Annotated in this window: 14 protein-coding genes; 7 read left to right on the top strand and 7 right to left on the bottom strand. The window is 59.2% G+C overall.

Annotated elements, in window-relative coordinates; all coding sequences use genetic code 11:
- Positions 1–9: 9 nt before the first annotated feature.
- Together G3M63_RS09620 and G3M63_RS09615 are read left to right on the top strand one after the other, a co-directional pair.
- Complete coding sequence (locus G3M63_RS09620) at positions 10–1,092, top strand: metal-dependent hydrolase (protein ID WP_163982873.1); 1,083 nt, start codon at positions 10–12, stop codon at positions 1,090–1,092.
- Between the two features lie 59 nt (positions 1,093–1,151).
- Positions 1,152–2,384: an MFS transporter gene (locus tag G3M63_RS09615; RefSeq protein WP_163982871.1), complete on the top strand. Its 1,233-nt coding sequence runs from the start codon at positions 1,152–1,154 to the stop codon at positions 2,382–2,384.
- Here the strand turns inward: G3M63_RS09615 and G3M63_RS09610 are convergent.
- The 5 genes from G3M63_RS09610 to G3M63_RS09590 all read right to left on the bottom strand — a co-directional run bounded on the left by G3M63_RS09610 (position 2,377) and on the right by G3M63_RS09590 (position 8,265).
- Positions 2,377–2,703 carry an AzlD domain-containing protein gene (locus tag G3M63_RS09610; protein WP_150300834.1) on the bottom strand — a complete coding sequence of 109 codons (327 nt, stop codon included), beginning with the start codon at positions 2,701–2,703 and terminating at the stop codon, positions 2,377–2,379. The two genes, G3M63_RS09615 and G3M63_RS09610, sit on opposite strands and share 8 nt — an antisense overlap.
- A complete protein-coding gene (locus tag G3M63_RS09605) occupies positions 2,690–3,421 on the bottom strand; it encodes an AzlC family ABC transporter permease (protein ID WP_163982869.1) in 732 nt (243 codons plus the stop codon). The genes G3M63_RS09610 and G3M63_RS09605 overlap by 14 nt, the downstream gene beginning before the upstream one ends.
- A gap of 197 nt (positions 3,422–3,618) precedes the next feature.
- Positions 3,619–7,116 carry a NahK/ErcS family hybrid sensor histidine kinase/response regulator gene (locus G3M63_RS09600; RefSeq protein WP_163982867.1) on the bottom strand — a complete coding sequence of 1,166 codons (3,498 nt, stop codon included), beginning with the start codon at positions 7,114–7,116 and terminating at the stop codon, positions 3,619–3,621.
- A gap of 106 nt (positions 7,117–7,222) precedes the next feature.
- Positions 7,223–7,594 carry a diacylglycerol kinase gene (locus tag G3M63_RS09595; protein WP_163982865.1) on the bottom strand — a complete coding sequence of 124 codons (372 nt, stop codon included), beginning with the start codon at positions 7,592–7,594 and terminating at the stop codon, positions 7,223–7,225.
- Positions 7,595–7,608: 14 nt separating this feature from the next.
- Positions 7,609–8,265: a response regulator transcription factor gene (locus G3M63_RS09590; protein WP_163982863.1), complete on the bottom strand. Its 657-nt coding sequence runs from the start codon at positions 8,263–8,265 to the stop codon at positions 7,609–7,611.
- Positions 8,266–8,455: 190 nt separating this feature from the next.
- Between G3M63_RS09590 and G3M63_RS09585 the strand changes: the two genes are divergently transcribed.
- Positions 8,456–9,385: a DMT family transporter gene (locus G3M63_RS09585; RefSeq protein ID WP_150300829.1), complete on the top strand. Its 930-nt coding sequence runs from the start codon at positions 8,456–8,458 to the stop codon at positions 9,383–9,385.
- A gap of 98 nt (positions 9,386–9,483) precedes the next feature.
- Here the strand turns inward: G3M63_RS09585 and G3M63_RS09580 are convergent, their stop codons facing one another.
- Positions 9,484–10,800, bottom strand: a complete 1,317-nt coding sequence (locus tag G3M63_RS09580; protein WP_163982862.1) for a short-chain fatty acid transporter — start codon at positions 10,798–10,800, stop codon at positions 9,484–9,486.
- Between the two features lie 364 nt (positions 10,801–11,164).
- On the opposite strand from G3M63_RS09580, the gene G3M63_RS09575 reads away from it, so the two are divergent.
- From G3M63_RS09575 to G3M63_RS09560, 4 genes are all read left to right on the top strand, one after another.
- The gene (locus G3M63_RS09575; RefSeq protein WP_150300827.1) at positions 11,165–11,953 is read left to right on the top strand and encodes an IclR family transcriptional regulator C-terminal domain-containing protein; all 789 of its coding nucleotides are present in this window, start codon (positions 11,165–11,167) and stop codon (positions 11,951–11,953) included.
- 122 nt (positions 11,954–12,075) lie between these two features.
- Complete coding sequence (locus tag G3M63_RS09570; RefSeq protein ID WP_150300826.1) at positions 12,076–12,474, top strand: PA3611 family quorum-sensing-regulated virulence factor; 399 nt, start codon at positions 12,076–12,078, stop codon at positions 12,472–12,474.
- Between the two features lie 83 nt (positions 12,475–12,557).
- Positions 12,558–13,961, top strand: coding sequence for an MBL fold metallo-hydrolase RNA specificity domain-containing protein (locus G3M63_RS09565; protein ID WP_150300825.1), 1,404 nt, complete (start codon positions 12,558–12,560; stop codon positions 13,959–13,961).
- Between the two features lie 30 nt (positions 13,962–13,991).
- Positions 13,992–15,080 (top strand): TIGR00730 family Rossman fold protein, encoded by a 1,089-nt coding sequence (locus G3M63_RS09560; protein WP_163982860.1) that lies wholly within the window; start codon positions 13,992–13,994, stop codon positions 15,078–15,080.
- Here the strand turns inward: G3M63_RS09560 and G3M63_RS09555 are convergent.
- The gene (locus G3M63_RS09555; RefSeq protein WP_163982858.1) at positions 15,040–15,489 is read right to left on the bottom strand and encodes a regulatory protein RecX; all 450 of its coding nucleotides are present in this window, start codon (positions 15,487–15,489) and stop codon (positions 15,040–15,042) included. The two genes, G3M63_RS09560 and G3M63_RS09555, sit on opposite strands and share 41 nt — an antisense overlap.
- Positions 15,490–15,502: the final 13 nt, after the last annotated feature.

The following is a 15,502-nucleotide window of genomic DNA, read 5'->3' as shown; positions in this document are numbered from 1 at the left end:
TGAAGCAGCATGGATTCGATAACACAGGCGATGTTGGGTGCCTCCATCCAGGGCGCTGTACTGGGCCGCTGGCAAGGTCGCAAGGCGTTGGTATTCGGCGCGATGCTGGGCACCTTGCCAGATATGGATGTAGTGATTGATTTCGGGGACGCGGTGGCTGATGTGACCTACCACCGCGGTTTCAGCCATTCGCTGTTTGTCATCGGCCTGGTCGCTGTTCTGCTTACCTGGCTGGTGCGCAAGGTCTGGCCACACGCGGAGTATTCAGCGCGCAGACTCTTCGCCTGTATCGCTCTGGTGCTTTTCACCCACGTATTGCTGGACGCCTTCACCACTTACGGCACGCAATTGTTCTGGCCGCTGCCCACGCCGCCGGTGGCGATTTCCAGCATCTTCATTATCGATCCTCTGTACACCGTGCCGCTGTTGGTGGCGGTTATCGGTTGCCTGCTGTTCGGACTACGGCGCAGCGGCATCCGTCTGCAGTATGTCGTCCTCGGGCTGGGCACGCTGTATCTGGCCAGCACCTTGGCCGGCAAGCAGATGGCCGAGCGGAGTCTGAACCAGGCGCTGGAGCGTGATGCGATCGTGCCGCAGCATACCTTTATCTCACCAACGCCTTTCAATACCCTGCTCTGGCGTGTGGTTGCGGTGGATGGCGACAACTATTACGAAGGCCTGGTCAGCTGGCTGGATAGCCGCCCCCCTATCCTTGAGCAATTGCCACGCAATGCCAGCGCTGCCATGCCGGCGCTGGAGGATTCGCCGCAACACGAACGGCTGCGCTGGTTTACTCAAGGTCTGCTGCGCTATGACCTGATCGGCGACGACTGGGTGGCCACTGACCTGCGCCTGGGTATGCCCGGCTACCACCCGTTCCGGTTTGCGCTGGCTACGCGCAACCCTGAATCCGGCACATTCGAGCCGATCCGGCATGTCGAGTACTGGCCTGACTCCGATACGGACTGGTCACGACTGGAAGATCTCAAGCGCCGGGCCTTTGATCAGGACTACTCGCTATCGATCACTGCTCTGGCTGCGGATATGCATAAACCGCCGACCGCAAAGGATCCGGCAGCCACCGATGACTGAGACGCTGAGCGCCGCACTCTGCGATAATCGCCGCTTTTGCGCAGCACACAGGCACTCCGATGATGACAGGCGATAACGTCCAGGCAATCCCGCAGAGCAGAAACAGACTGGCCATGGCGGCAGCGCTGATGGCGATTTTCACCACCATCTTCGCCAGTAATCTGCCGACGCCCCTGTATGCCGTGTGGCAGGTGCAATGGGGCTTTTCCTCGATGGCGCTGACGGCGATCTTTTCTGTCTATGTATTTGGCGTAGCCAGTACATTGCTGACGCTGGGCTCGCTATCGGACAAGCTCGGGCGCCGCCAGGTGCTTGTTCCGGGGATGCTGCTGACGATCATCAGCGCGGGCATGTTCATGCTTGCCGAGGATATTTTCGACCTCGGTTTTGCCCGGGTACTGACCGGCATCGGCACGGGCATCATCACCGGCGCTGCGTCCGCCGCCGTGGTGGAAATGGAGCCGGATGGCAACTGGGCCCGCGGTGCCACACTGTCGGCCCTGTTCTTCACGCTGGGCGCTTTCGCCGGACCAACGGTCAGCTCCCTGGCGCTGCGCTGGAATATCGATGCCGGGCTCTGGCCCTTCGTGGTCATTATTGCACTCAGTATGACCACCATCACGCTGCTGCTCATCGCCCCATGGCCGGCTCATCTGGGACAGCGCCGTTCCGATTTCAGCTGGCGGACCTGGCGCCCCACAAGGATCAAGATGCCCCGGGAGATGCTTGGCGTATTTGCCTTTGCCGGCGCGGCGATCAGTCTGGCGTGGTCCACCGGCAGCCTTTACGGCTCGCTCGGGCCGTCGCTGGCAACGAATCTGGTGGGTATCGGTGATCGCTCCACAGCGGGACTGTTCGCTGCGGCCTGGCAGTTGCTCGCCGGCATGAGCCAGTTCGCCTGCCAGCGCCAGCCCGTCAGCCGCATGTTGCTGTTAGGCCCGTCTACCCTGATGGTCGGCTTGCTGGCAATGGCGGCGGCGGTGTTGTTCAGCTCACCCTGGATCTTCGCCTTCGCCACTATCGCCACCGCCTTTGGCGCCGGGGCGACTGGCGTGGTGGCAATTGCTTCAGTGAGTGAAGTCGCACCGCCGGCCGAGCGCGGCGGTATCACTTCCGCCTTCTATCTGTTGGCCTATCTGACCATGGCCACCGTGGTGCTTTCGCTGGGCTTCGTCAGTGATTTGATCGGGCTGGGCAATTCTATCCTTGGCTTCACCGTTGTGGTGTCGGTAGCCGCGTTCGGTCTGATCGTCGTTGCGGTGCGCAGCGGCCGGGTGACGCTGTTCAACTGAACAGCCAGCGCCACAGCACAAACACCAACATGCCCCCGGCAATGGTCGCCAGCAGATTGCGCCATTTGGCGGCAATCCCGATCGCCGCCAGGCCTCCGAACAGATAGGCGTTGTCGAACGAAAGCTGCCAATGCTCGCCGTCCGGCATGAACATCGCCGGCGCGACAATGGCCGTCAGCACCGCCACCGGGACGTAGCTCAATGCTCTGCTGAGCAGAGGACTGAAACGCACCCGGTGGCCCACAGCAAACAGCGTGTAGCGAATGGCAAAGGTGATTGCCGTCATCCCGGCGATGAGAATGATCTCAGCGTTGCTCATCAGCGACCTCCCCGGTTCGGTCCGCGCCTTTGAGCTGCTCGGCAACCAGCCCCGCCACTACGCCCGCCAGCGCTGCCAGTATCAGCCCCAGCTTGTAGGGTAATGTATGCGCCAGTAGCGCCACGGCCGCCGCGACCAGCGCTGCGACAACCATCGGGCGACTGCGCAGCGACGGCACGACGATGCCGATAAAGGTGGCCACCATGGCGAAGTCCAGCCCCCACCCCGCCATGCCAGGCAATGAACTCCCCAGCAGCACACCGATCAGGGTACAGGCCACCCAGTTGCCGTACATGGCCAGGCAGGACCCGAGGAAGTACCAGTGCTTGTGCTCCAGCGGCACCTGCAGGCGCAGATAATGGTTCTGCACGATGGCATAGGTTTCGTCGGTCAGCCAGAAGGCCAGCGGAATGCGCCAGCGCTGCGGCAGATGCTTGACGTAGGGCAGCAGGCTTGCGCTATAGAGCATGTGCCGCAGGTTGACGACGAAGGTGGTCACCAGGATCACCGCCAGCCCCGTGCCTGATGCAATCAGACTTGCCGCAATAAATTGAGCCGAACCGGCGAACACGAAAACGGACATCGCCAGGGTGGCGGCCACCGACAATCCCGACGAGACCGCCAGGGTGCCGAAAATGATTCCGAAGGGCGCTGCGCCGACGAGCATGGGAATGGTGTCCCGCGCGCCCAGCAGCGCCTGTTTGAAACGCGACGACATGGATAGTGACTCTGCGTGGTAATCGGGAAGACTAAGGCGGGTTACGCATCGCTTCAAGTTACAGCTGGGTTAATACAGTTCGGACAGGTGCCTGGAGAACGCTGTCGTTGAGCAGGAGCTCAACAACCCCAGGGAGCGTCGCTCGGGCGGCACCTGGGTGTGTCGTGCGCCTGCGCGACGCAATATCATCCACTATCCTACTGCAAGGTCACGTAGCGACTGATCAGCGCACGCATGGCCGCCGGCTTGACTGGTTTGGGCAGAAAATCCAGGCCAGCCAGACGTATGCGCGTAACCAGCTCATTGCGACCGTCCGCGCTGATGACCACCCCCGGTAAATCGGCGCCTAGCTGCTCACGCAGCCACTGCATGACCTCAAGGCCGGTGTCGCCTTCATCGAGATGAAAATCGACAAGCACCAGTTGCGGCCTGAAGCCCTCTTCGAGGATGCGGCTTACCTCGTTGCGGTCCCGGGCGGTGGCCACGTTGCACTGCCATCGACCCAGCAGACTGCGCATGCCAGCGAGGATATTCAACTCGTTATCGATACACAGCACCTGCGCCCCGCTGACCGCAGGCGCTGCCTGTGTCTGACCGGGCAGATCACGCTGCCCATTGGAACGCGCAATCGGCAGGGTGACGCTAAATACGCTGCCGCGGCCTGGCCAGGATCGTACAGCCAGTTGATGCCCGAGCACCCGGCAGAGACCATCAGTGATGGCCAGCCCTAATCCGAGCCCCTTCTCGGCCTGGTTGCGATGGCTGTCCAGCCGCTGAAATTCCTCGAAGATAATCTCCAGTTTGTCGCGCGGAATCCCGGGCCCCTGATCCCATACTTCGATCCGAACGCGCTCACCGACCCGCCGCACACCGAGCAGCACCCGCGAGTCGCCCGCATAGCGAAACGCATTGGTCAGGAAATTCTGCAGGATCCTGCGCAGTAACCGTGGATCACTGCGCACAGGCAAGCGACTCGTACATACGCGCAGATCCACGCCCTGCTCCGTCGCCAGCGCGCCAAACTCGATGCGCAGGGTTTCGAACAGCTCGCTGAGCGGGAAATCGCTCCATTCCGGGTTGATTCGGCCGGCTTCCAACCGCGACATGTCGAGCAGGTCGGAGATCAGGTCCTCGGCCGAGCGCAGCGATGTATCCAGATGACGCACCAACTCCTGCGCTTCTGCGGGCAGATTGGGCTGATGGGCCAGGGACGCAGAGAACAGCCTGGCGGCGTTCATTGGTTGCATCAGGTCATGGCTGACCGCGGTCAGGAAGCGCCCTTTGGACTGGCTGGTACGCTCGGTCTGCGCCTTGGCCTGAATCAGCGCTTCGTTCAGCTCGGACAATTCCCGGGTACGCTCGGCAACGCGATGTTCGAGGCTTTCGTTAGCCTCCTTGAGTCCCTGCTCGGCTTTCTTGAACGCGGTGATATCGGTAAAACTCATGACGAACCCGCCGCCGGGCATTGGGTTGCCGATGATTTCGATGACGCGGCCGCTGGGAAACAGGCGCTCTGAACGGTGGGCAGTGCCGCGGCGCATCCAGCTGATGCGTTTGTCGACGTGCGACTGCGGGTCGCCCGGGCCACAGAGCCCGCGCCTGGCATTGCACAGAATAAGATCCGCGATCGGCCGGCCAATCACGATCAGCCCTTCCGGATACTCGAACATTTCCAGATAGCGCCGGTTCCACGCCACCAGCCGCAGCTCCTTGTCCACCACGCTGATGCCCTGGGTAATATTCTCGATGGCGCCCTGCAGCAGACCCCGGTTGAACTGCAGCACCTCGGTGGCTTCGTCGACGATGCGCACCACATCGTCAAACTGCATGTCGCGGCCTTCGATTGCAGCTTTCACCACAACCCGCGCCGATGAGGCACCGAGCACGCCCGCCAGCAAGCGTTCGGTGTGGGTGATCCAGCTACTGTCAGCCGCGACGGAAGACACCAGGGCCGTGTCTTGCGCAGCAGCGAAGCGCTCGAAACTGGAATAGGCACGCTCTTCGCCAACAAACCGCGAAGCGAGCTCAAGCAAATCATTCACCGTTACGCGCAGCAATGAGCGGCTGGGTCCGTTGGCCCACATCTGGCCGTCTTCGCTGACGAAGCGACTGGCTTGCCAGTGCTCCAGTACGCGGGTACGACTTGCCTGGGAGACGATTACGAAGGCAGCGAAATTGCAGGCCAGAGCGATCAGACTGCCCAGTGTGATGTTGTCGATGGGCAACCCGAACGAGTCGCCATGCAGTTGCGCCAGCAGCGGCCAGCCTTCCAGATTCAACCCCAGGCTGCCGCCCATCGCCGGGAAAATCAGCAGATACAGCCACAGGCTGACGCCGATGGTAAGTCCGGCGAATACACCAGTACGGTTTGCCTGCTTCCAGAACAGCGCACCGAACATGGCGGGAGCAAGCTGGGCGATGGCAGCAAAGGCAATCTGACCGATATTGGCCAGGCTGCCCGCCGAACCAATCAGCCGGTACACGACATATGCCAGCAGAAGAATTACCAGAATGCTGGTACGCCGCACGTTGAGCAGCGATCCCCGGAACTCCTCATAGGATTGCGCAGAACGATGCCGGCTACGCAGCAACAAGGGCATCACTACATCGTTGGAGACCATGGTGCTCAACGCGATGGCCGCCACCACCACCATGCCGGTTGCGGCGGAAGCCCCGCCGAGAAACGCCAGCATTGCCAGCACAGGCCGGCCTTCGGTCAAGGGAATACTGATCACATACGAATCGGCGGACACGTTCGGACCGAGCGTCATCTGCCCGGCGAGGGCAATCGGTATAACGAACAGCGCTGCCAGTATCAGATAGGCGGGAAATACCCAGCGCGCCAGACGCAAGTCCCCTGGCTGGATGTTCTCTACCACGGCCACCTGGAACTGGCGCGGCAAGCAGATAAACGCCAGAATCGCGATAAAGGTCTGGAACAGAATACTGGTGTGCAGCGTTTCGCGCTGCCAGTATTCGTTCAGTTCTGGGCTGTTCGCCGCGCGTTCGAAGAGGTCCCCGACGCCATTGAACAGACCGAAGGTGACAAAGGCGCCCACCGCGAGAAATGCCAGCAACTTGACCAGCGACTCGAAGGCAATCGCCAGCATCATGCCGCGGTGGTGCTCGGTCACATCCAGGCTGCGCGTGCCAAACAGAATGGCGAATAGCGCCAGCACCAGTGTCACGGCCAGTGCAGTGTCTTCGGCCACCCCGCCCTCTCCAGCCGCCAGTGCTTGCGCCGGAGACGGAGCGCTCAGCAGCGTATAACCAAGCACAATGCCCTTCAGCTGCAAGGCGATATAGGGCAACACACTGACCAGACATAGCAGCGTGACCATCACCGCCAGCCCCTGCGATTTACCATAGCGCGAGGCAATGAAGTCAGCGATCGAAGTGATGTTCTCCTGTTTGCTGATGGCGATCATGCGGGCGTAGATACGCCAGCCAAACAGGAACAGAAGCACCGGTCCAAGGTAGATCGGCAGAAAGGCCCACAATTGGCCCGCCGCCATCCCAACCGCACCGAAGAAGGTCCAGCTGGTGCACCAGACCGCCAGGGACAGCCCGAACACCCACATACGTACGCGCGGGTTGAATTCGCCCGGCTGTCGATCACCCCAGAACGCTATCGCGAACAACAGCGCGATATACAACACGAAAATAGAGGCGACCAGCCCGCCGGTGAGCATCATGAGCAGTAATCAGGCCTGTTTGGCAAAGTCATAGTTTGGCAGCGACCCCGGGCTTTGCCCAGCAGGTCGTGTTCACACATAAATGGTGGTTGCTGCGGGAGCGGGTTCAGCCCAGCAGTACCAGTCCCCAGACCACAGCGATCAAGCTCAGGCTGATCAACTGCGCGGCGCTGCCCATATCCTTGGAGGCCTTGGAAAGCGGGTGGCGTTCCAGCGAGATTCGGTCGATGGCCGCCTCGATCGCCGAGTTGAGCAGCTCGACAATCAGCGACAACATGACGCTGCCGATCAGCAGCGCGCGGGAGTTCGCATCCAACGGCAGCACCAGCGCCACCGGTATAAGCACCGCGGCCAGCCATACCAGTTGACGGAACGCGGCTTCGCCACGGTAGGCCACCGCCAGACCGTCCAGTGAATAACCCGTAGCACGCCACACGCGCCTTAACCCGGTCACGCCCTTGTAAGGGTTTTCTTCCATCTATTCGATCCTGACTACTGCGCGGCGCGCGTTAACTCCATATGTTGCAACGCAAGGGCCGCCTGGGTGCGCGTGCGGACATCAAGCTTGCGAAAGATCGCTGTCACATGGGCTTTGACGGTGGCCTCGGAGACGTTCAACTCATAGGCGATCTGCTTGTTGAGCAAACCATCACAGACCATGGTCAACACCTTGAATTGCTGGGGCGTCAGACTGGCCAACTGGGCGCTGATGTTCTTTTCTTCATCGGACAAGGGGCCCGCCTCGTCAACCGCCGGGGGCCAACATACGCCACCATCAAGTACTTCCTGCACCGCCTGCTGAATGCCTTCGAGTGTCGACGACTTGGGAATAAAACCACTGGCGCCGAAGTCCTTGGCGCGCTTGTATACCGGCGCCTCTTCCTGGGCGGAAATCACCACCACGGGAATATGCGGATACTGCCCGCGCAGTAATACCAGGCCGGAAAAGCCGTAGGCACCGGGCATGTTCAGATCCAGCAGCACCAGGTCCCAGTCTTTACGCGTTTCGAGCAGAGACTGTAATTCGACGATGCTTCCGGCTTCGGTCAGCTGCACTTCTGCTTCGAGGCCGCTGCTCAGCGCCTGACGAAGTGCGCTACGGAACAGCGGATGGTCGTCGGCGATCAGAATGTCGTAAGTGGGGTCCATACCTGGATTTCCAATTGAACTGTTATTGTTATCGATGATTAGTCCTTCAAATAGCAGCGAGAGCGTGCCAGCTGGCGCCAGCGGCGTCAATTCGCTTCGGCACACCATCGCTCGATCGTAGCGCTACTGTATCTGTTTTGCGCGCGCCTCAAGGTTCATACTCTCCGCTTTTTCCAGACGGTTGTCGTCCATGAATCTTAGAACCTATCGGGCCGACGCCCTGATGCTTGTTACTGCCCTGATCTGGGGCAGTACTTTTGTCGCCCAGAGTCTGGGCATGGAACACATAGGGCCCTTTCTTTACACCGGCCTGCGCTTCCTGCTCGGTGCCCTCGTGGTGCTGCCACTGGTGCTGCTGGCCCGACCGCAAACCGACCAGCCTCACCGCCAGTTCAGCCGACCGATGATCCTCGGCAGTCTCGTGCTCGGCACGGTATTAACCCTGGGCATCAACCTTCAGCAGATCGGGCTGATGTTCACCAGCGTAACCAACTCCGGTTTTATTACCGGGCTCTACGTGATTCTCGTGCCGGTATTCGGCCTGTTTATCGGTATGCGCACCGGGCTCGGCACCTGGGTCGGCGCGCTGTTAGCGCTGGTGGGCATGCTCTTGCTCAGCATCAACGATGATTACAGCGTGGCCTCGGGGGACTGGTTACAGCTGATCGGTGCTGCCTGCTGGGCCATCCATGTACTTCTGGTTGGTGCGCTGGCAAGCCGCTACGACCCGATCCGCGTTGCCTTCTTGCAGTTTGTCGTATGCGCGTTCATTAGCCTGACGCTGGCGTTGATCTTCGAAGAGCTGGATTGGCAAAACGTTGTACTGGCCGTCCCGGCGATTCTTTATGGCGGGCTGTTGGCGGTGGGAATCGGTTTTACCCTTCAGGTGGTCGCGCAGAAGGATGCCATTACCTCCCACGCAGCCATCATTCTCAGTCTCGAAGCCGTATTCGCTGCGCTGGCGGCGTGGCTCATCCTGGGTGAGACCTTGAGTCTACGCGGCTTCATTGGTTGTGCCTTGATGCTAAGCGGCATGCTGTTGGCGCAGCTCGTGCCCATTTATCTGGAACGACGCCGGACCATCGCGCCGGTACAGCAGGAACCGGCGGGGCATCATTGAATTGGTTCGGATGCCGTCACGCGAGCTGAACCCTGATCCAACGATAAAACCCGCAGCGATGTAACCGCTGCAGGTTCTGGCGGAGCGACGTAATCAGCTCATGTCAGCATCGAGACCAACACGAAGGTTCCGCTGATCGCCACGCCGGAAATACACAGCCAGATCAGCAGATAACCCATGATGTCCCGGGCAGAAAGGCCTGCGACTCCAAGCAACGGCAACGCCCAGAAGGGCTGAATCTGATTGGTCCAGCCATCACCCCAGGTAAAGGCCATGATGGTCTGGGCCGGGTCAGCTCCGAGGGCATACGCGGCTTCCATCATGATCGGCCCCTGAATGGCCCATTGCCCTCCCCCGGACGGAATGAAGAAATTCACGATGCCGGCAGCGAGAAAGGTCAGTAACGGGAAGGTCACTGGTGTGGAGATGGCAATCATCGTCTGGGAAAATTCTGCCACCAGACCGGAACCGGTCATCATCCCGGCAATGCCGGCGTACAGCGGAAACTGCACAATAATCCCCTGCCCTGCAGTGACGGCCTTGCCTGCCGCTTTCAGATAAGCAGCAGGGCTCTTGTGCAGCAACAAGCCCAGCGCGAGGAAGATCAGGATCACAATATTGATATTGAAGGAGAAGCCACCATCCGTTACGTAACCGACGAGGTACGCAGCAGCAAACAGCCCCAGTAGAAAGATTGGCCAGCGGCTATTTTCCAGGCGATCCGATGGGCTCATGCCGGCCTTGTCTACGGGACCGTGATCCAGATCATCCGAGCCATCATCCTGCAGCTGAATGATTTCCTTCGGTTGCTTCTGCAGCATGAAAAATCCGACCAGTAGGGCCAGCAGCAATACGGTCAGGATGATGTTCCAGCTTGCATAAAGCGTTTGGGATACCGATATGATGCCAATCGCCTCTTCCATGAAATGGCCAGGCGTGGCGATAACCAGCGGGATAGACGAAGATGGCCCACGGACCAGCTCACCACCATAGGCAGCCGCCACCAGCAACGGAAAATGGATCGCCACGCGGCGTCCCATTTCACGAGCCAGGATGGCACCCACCACCATGCCAAAGCCCCAGTTCAGGTAGTAGCAGACGAAACTGACCACAATCACCAGTGCCAGCGCCTGTTTTGGCGTCGATGCATGCTTGGTCAGGCTCGTCAGCATAGCTTGAACGACCGGACTGAGCGCCAGCACATAACCCGTCAGCAGAACCAGCACCATCTGCATGCCAAAGGTGAACAGCGTGGAATAGCCGTCACCCCAATATCCGGCCATCTGCATCGGCGTCTGATCCGTAATCCCTATGCCCAACAACACCACAACCAGGGTCAGCAGCACCGCCAGTACGAAGGCGCTTGGCAGATAGCGCTGAACAATTTTCACAGAAAAGTTCGTTATTGCTTCCATATAGGAAGGCCCCGCTGTGTTTTAGAGTTGAGAGTGGACCCCGACAGATCGGCCTAGCATTGGCCCGCCCCGCCTCGATCTATTTCACGCATCGCCTATGGTTGCCACCTAAATGCGGCTGCAGTGCAACAGGCCACGATAGAACAATGCCGGAAATGCCAACCAAACGACCCACCGCGATAACAGCTCCACTTGCCGCCTGGAGTTCGTTATGCGAACATTTGTTTAATACACGAACATAATGACGGTTAAGCATTAAAAGCGTCAACGCATCTTTAGTCTTAGAAAGACGTACGGTCCGCGGCTGATTGCGGTCGGTCTGGTATGGTTTCGCTCACTTTGGGCGTCGTTTCGAGGAATAGTCATGGGACATGTGCTTCAACCAGGAGACAGGGATTTTGTCGGCGCCTTGGCATCGGGCTTACAGGTTTTGCAGGCTTTCGGCTCTGATTGCCCGCGGATGACCTTGAGCGAAGTAGCAGCCCGCACGGCGATGGATCGAGCCAAAGCCCGTCGCTTTTTGCTAACGCTGCATGCCCTCGGATATATACGACAGGAAGGGAGGCTATTCGAGCTGACGCCACGCGTCCTGCAGCTGGGCTATGGCTATCAGATGTCCAGCCAGCATCGCGCCGTGATCCAGCATTACCTGCAGAACATTACGGCCGAGCTGGGCGAATCCTCGTCGCTGGCAGTGCTTGATAAGGATGAGGTGGTGTATGTATTGCGCTCGGCCGCACCACACCGGCTGATGGCTATTACTCTGTCCGTGGGCACTCGCTTGCCAGCGGCTTACACCTCCATGGGCCGGGTGCTGCTGGCACAATTGCCCAAACCGGAGCTGGAGGCCTGCCTTGCGCGTGTGCAACTGGAAGCGCATACGCCGTCATCTGTAACCACTCGGGCCGAATTGCGGCAGCGAATACTGCAGGCCCGTGACCAGGGCTATGCAGTGCTTGATCAGGAGCTGGATCTAGCGCTGAGGTCAGTCGCCGTGCCGGTATTCGCCGGCAATGGAGACTTGCTGGGAGCCGTAAATATCAGCACCAACGCGGCGCGATTGTCGATGGAAGTACTGACTGAAGACTATCTGCCCAAGCTGCAAGCTCTGGCTGATACCGTACGCTCCCTGGTGAGCTCCTCGTTTGGCTGAACAGCCGAGCGCATCAAGCCAGACAACGTGGGACCGGCCAACCGAAACGGATAGTATGACGAACCACTGTACTACCGCGCGGTCCGAGAGTTAGAACGTTTCTTATTGCAAATGGAGATCTCATGCGTTGGTTAAGTCTTGTCCTAGCCTTGTCCGTAGTCGTGCCAGCGCACGGGGCGTCGCTTCGCGACATGCAATTGCAGAAAATGCTCGAGGAAGTCGCGGTGATCAGTAGCGAAGGCACCCCGCGGGCGATTAACGAAGAGATCACCGATGAGGGCTTCACCGTTGATGGCACGCAGCTGGTCAATATCCTGTCGGTACGGCCTGCTTACGCGAAAAAACTTCAAGGCGACCCGCTGGTCGTTCGCACCCAGCTACAGGCCAGCGTCTGCGAAAATCAGCGCTTCCGCCGGTTAATGGACCTGGGCGCCACGCTCACCTATCACTTTGTCCTGACCGGCTCCACACAACCGGTCTTGACCCAACGGTTTATTGCCGAACATTGCCAGGCGCTCTGAGTTGAAGCGGGCATGACGCAGGTCATGTCATAGGTAGGCGGAAGGATTGATAATCAATTTTTCCCAACCTAAGGAAGATATCCATGGCATCACTCACGTTTCACGGTGCAGTTCGTCAGGTAACCGGTTCCTGCTATCTGCTGGAAGCCAATGGCGATCAGGTTCTGATCGAATGCGGCATGACGCAGGGTGGCAAGCGCGACGAGTTACATAATCGCAACCGCTTTCCTTTCGACCCCGCTGCGCTGAGTGCGGTGGTGATATCCCATGCCCATCTTGATCACTCGGGGTTGCTGCCCAAGCTGGTGGCCGAAGGATTCAGTGGCTCGATCTATCTGACGCCTGCCAGTACCGATCTGCTAGGGCTGATGCTCAAGGACGCAGCGGGACTGCAGGAGCGCGACACGGAATGGGAAAATCGCTGGCGGCAGCGAGCCGGCAAGCCCTTGCTCAAACCCTTGTATGTCCAAGCCGACACAGACGCGGCGCTGAAACTGTGCAAGCCAACCGAGTATCAGCAGCCCACCATGATCGCCCGGGGTATCGAGGTATGCTTCCACGAAGCAGGACACATACTGGGCTCCGCCATCGTGGAAATCAGCGTGCATGAGGAAGGCGAACGCACCCGTCGACTAGTGTTCTCCGGCGACCTCGGTGGACTGGACGCCCCACTGCTGCGTGACCCGGCCTTCCTTGAGCAAGCTGATCTGGTGCTTATGGAATCCACGTACGGCGACCGCGACCACCGGAACAAGCAGGAGACTCTGGTAGAGCTGCAGGAAATTCTGGAGCGGGCCTGGAAGGACGGCGGCAACGTGCTGATCCCCTCCTTCGCCGTAGGCCGCACGCAGGACCTGCTCTATTATCTGGGCAAGTTCTACCAGGCAGGACTGCTCAAACAACATACAGTGTTCCTCGATAGTCCGATGGCTATCGCTGCCACCAGAATCTACGACCGCTACCATCACCAGTTCAGCGAAGAAGACCAGGCACTGATCAAGGCCAGCGGCAAGGGCACCCTGCGCGACTGGCTACCGATACTCAAGTGCACCCAGGCGCCGGATGAATCCATGGCGATCAACAAGGTCACTAGCGGCGCGATCATCATTGCCGGAGCAGGCATGTGCAACGGTGGACGTATTGTCCATCACTTCAAGCACAACCTGTGGCGCAAGAACTGCCATGTGATCTTCCCGGGCTTTCAGGCCAAGGGCACCGTGGGGCGGCGACTGGTCGATGGCGAAAAACAGATTCGCGTGGTGCATCAGAGCCTTGCGGTCAACGCTCAACTGCATACTCTGGGTGGCTTTTCGGCACATGCTGGCCAAAGCGATCTGATCGGCTGGCTCAGGCATTTTACCAGCGCACCCGAGGTGTATCTGGTCCATGGTGAAGAAGAAAAGAGCCAGATGCTCGCAGCGGCAATCAAGGAGCAGCTGGGCATACAAGCCAAACTCCCTGAACAGGGGCAGAAGATCACCTTGTGATCAGTATCCATGAGCTAGCAGGAGTGACAGATGTCCGATGACTTGAACACGGTGGGGTATCTGAACCGGCACTTGCGCACCGGCGACACCGGCATCCAGGACAAGGTCGATGATCTGATCAACGCCTGCCAGGGCAGTAGCGAAAACGCAGCGTTATACAAGGAGATGGTCCTGACTGTGGTGCGCATGGCCCAGGCTGACCGGGACCGCTGGGATGCCAAGATCATGCTGCAGACGATACGCGAACTGGAGCAGGCGTTCGCCCGGCTGGAGTTGTTCAAACGGCGTCGCAAGGTCACCGTGTTCGGCTCGGCACGCACGCCTATCAGTCACGACCTGTATATGCTCGCCAAAAAGATGGGCGCTGCTCTGGCCCGTAACGAATTCATGACCATCACCGGCGCGGGGGCTGGCATCATGGCCGCCGCCCATGAAGGTGCCGGACTCGATAACAGCCTTGGATTCAATATCACCCTACCCTTCGAACAGCGCTCGAATGACATAGTGCGCGGCACCGATCACGAGCTGCCATTCAAGTTCTTCTTCCTGCGCAAACTGTTCTTCGTCAAGGAGGCTGATGCGTTGGTGCTGTGCCCCGGTGGTTTCGGCACGCTGGATGAAACGCTGGAGCTCCTGACGCTGATCCAGACCGGCAAGAGCCCGGTGGTGCCGGTTATCCTGCTGGACCTTCCGGATGGCCGATTCTGGAGTGGTCTGGTGGAATTTTTCCGGCATCAACTATGCGAGTCCGGCTACATTGCTGAATCAGACTTGAACCTGATGACCGTCGCCCACTCGCCTGACGAAGCCATGGAACACATCCTGCGGTTCTACAGTAATTACCACTCGGCACGCTGGGTCGACGACCAATACGTCATCAGGCTGTATCGCCCGCTGACTGAAGCGGCAATCAAGCAGATCAATGAGGAGTTTGCAGGAATCTGCAAGGAGCCCGGGTTTCATCAAACACATGATTCACCAAGCGAATCAGACGAACCCGAGTTGAACCAGCTGGTAAGACTGGGTTTTGTGTTCAATGGCCGCGACCACGGACGCTTGCGCGCGCTGATCGACGTGCTTAATCAACCTCATAACCAGCAAAACCACGATACTGCATAAAGCGAAGTTGCCTAGCACGTTCCCTGGGTTCACGTGCTACGCCTTCGGGGAAGCGCTTGCAGAAGGTTTTACGGGCAAGCTCGTTCCAATCGTAGGCTTCGTCGCGCAATATCGAATCGATCAGATATTCAGCGACACCGCGTTCACGCAGCTCCTGGCGTAAACGCTGCGGGCCGTAACCCCGCTGGCACCGGGCATGCACGTAGGCTTCGCAAAACCGTTCGTTGCTGAGCAGGCCGTCTTCTTCGAGACGGTCCAGCTCAACTTCCAACAGATCACTTACCGCTTCGCGCTGAAGCAGCTTGCGTTGCAGCTCAAGACGGGTATGTTCTCGCCGCGCCAGCAAATCCAGCGCGGTGCGGCGAATAGCTACCGGCGTTTCCAGCCCGGGCCCCTTGCGACCAAACATTATTCAGCACGAA

The sequence above is a fragment of the Pseudomonas sp. OIL-1 genome, assembly GCF_010669185.1.
GTDB lineage: Bacteria > Pseudomonadota > Gammaproteobacteria > Pseudomonadales > Pseudomonadaceae > Halopseudomonas > Halopseudomonas profundi.
The sequence above is the reverse complement of the archived record's forward strand: the minus strand, read 5'-3'. Positions and strand labels throughout refer to the sequence as shown.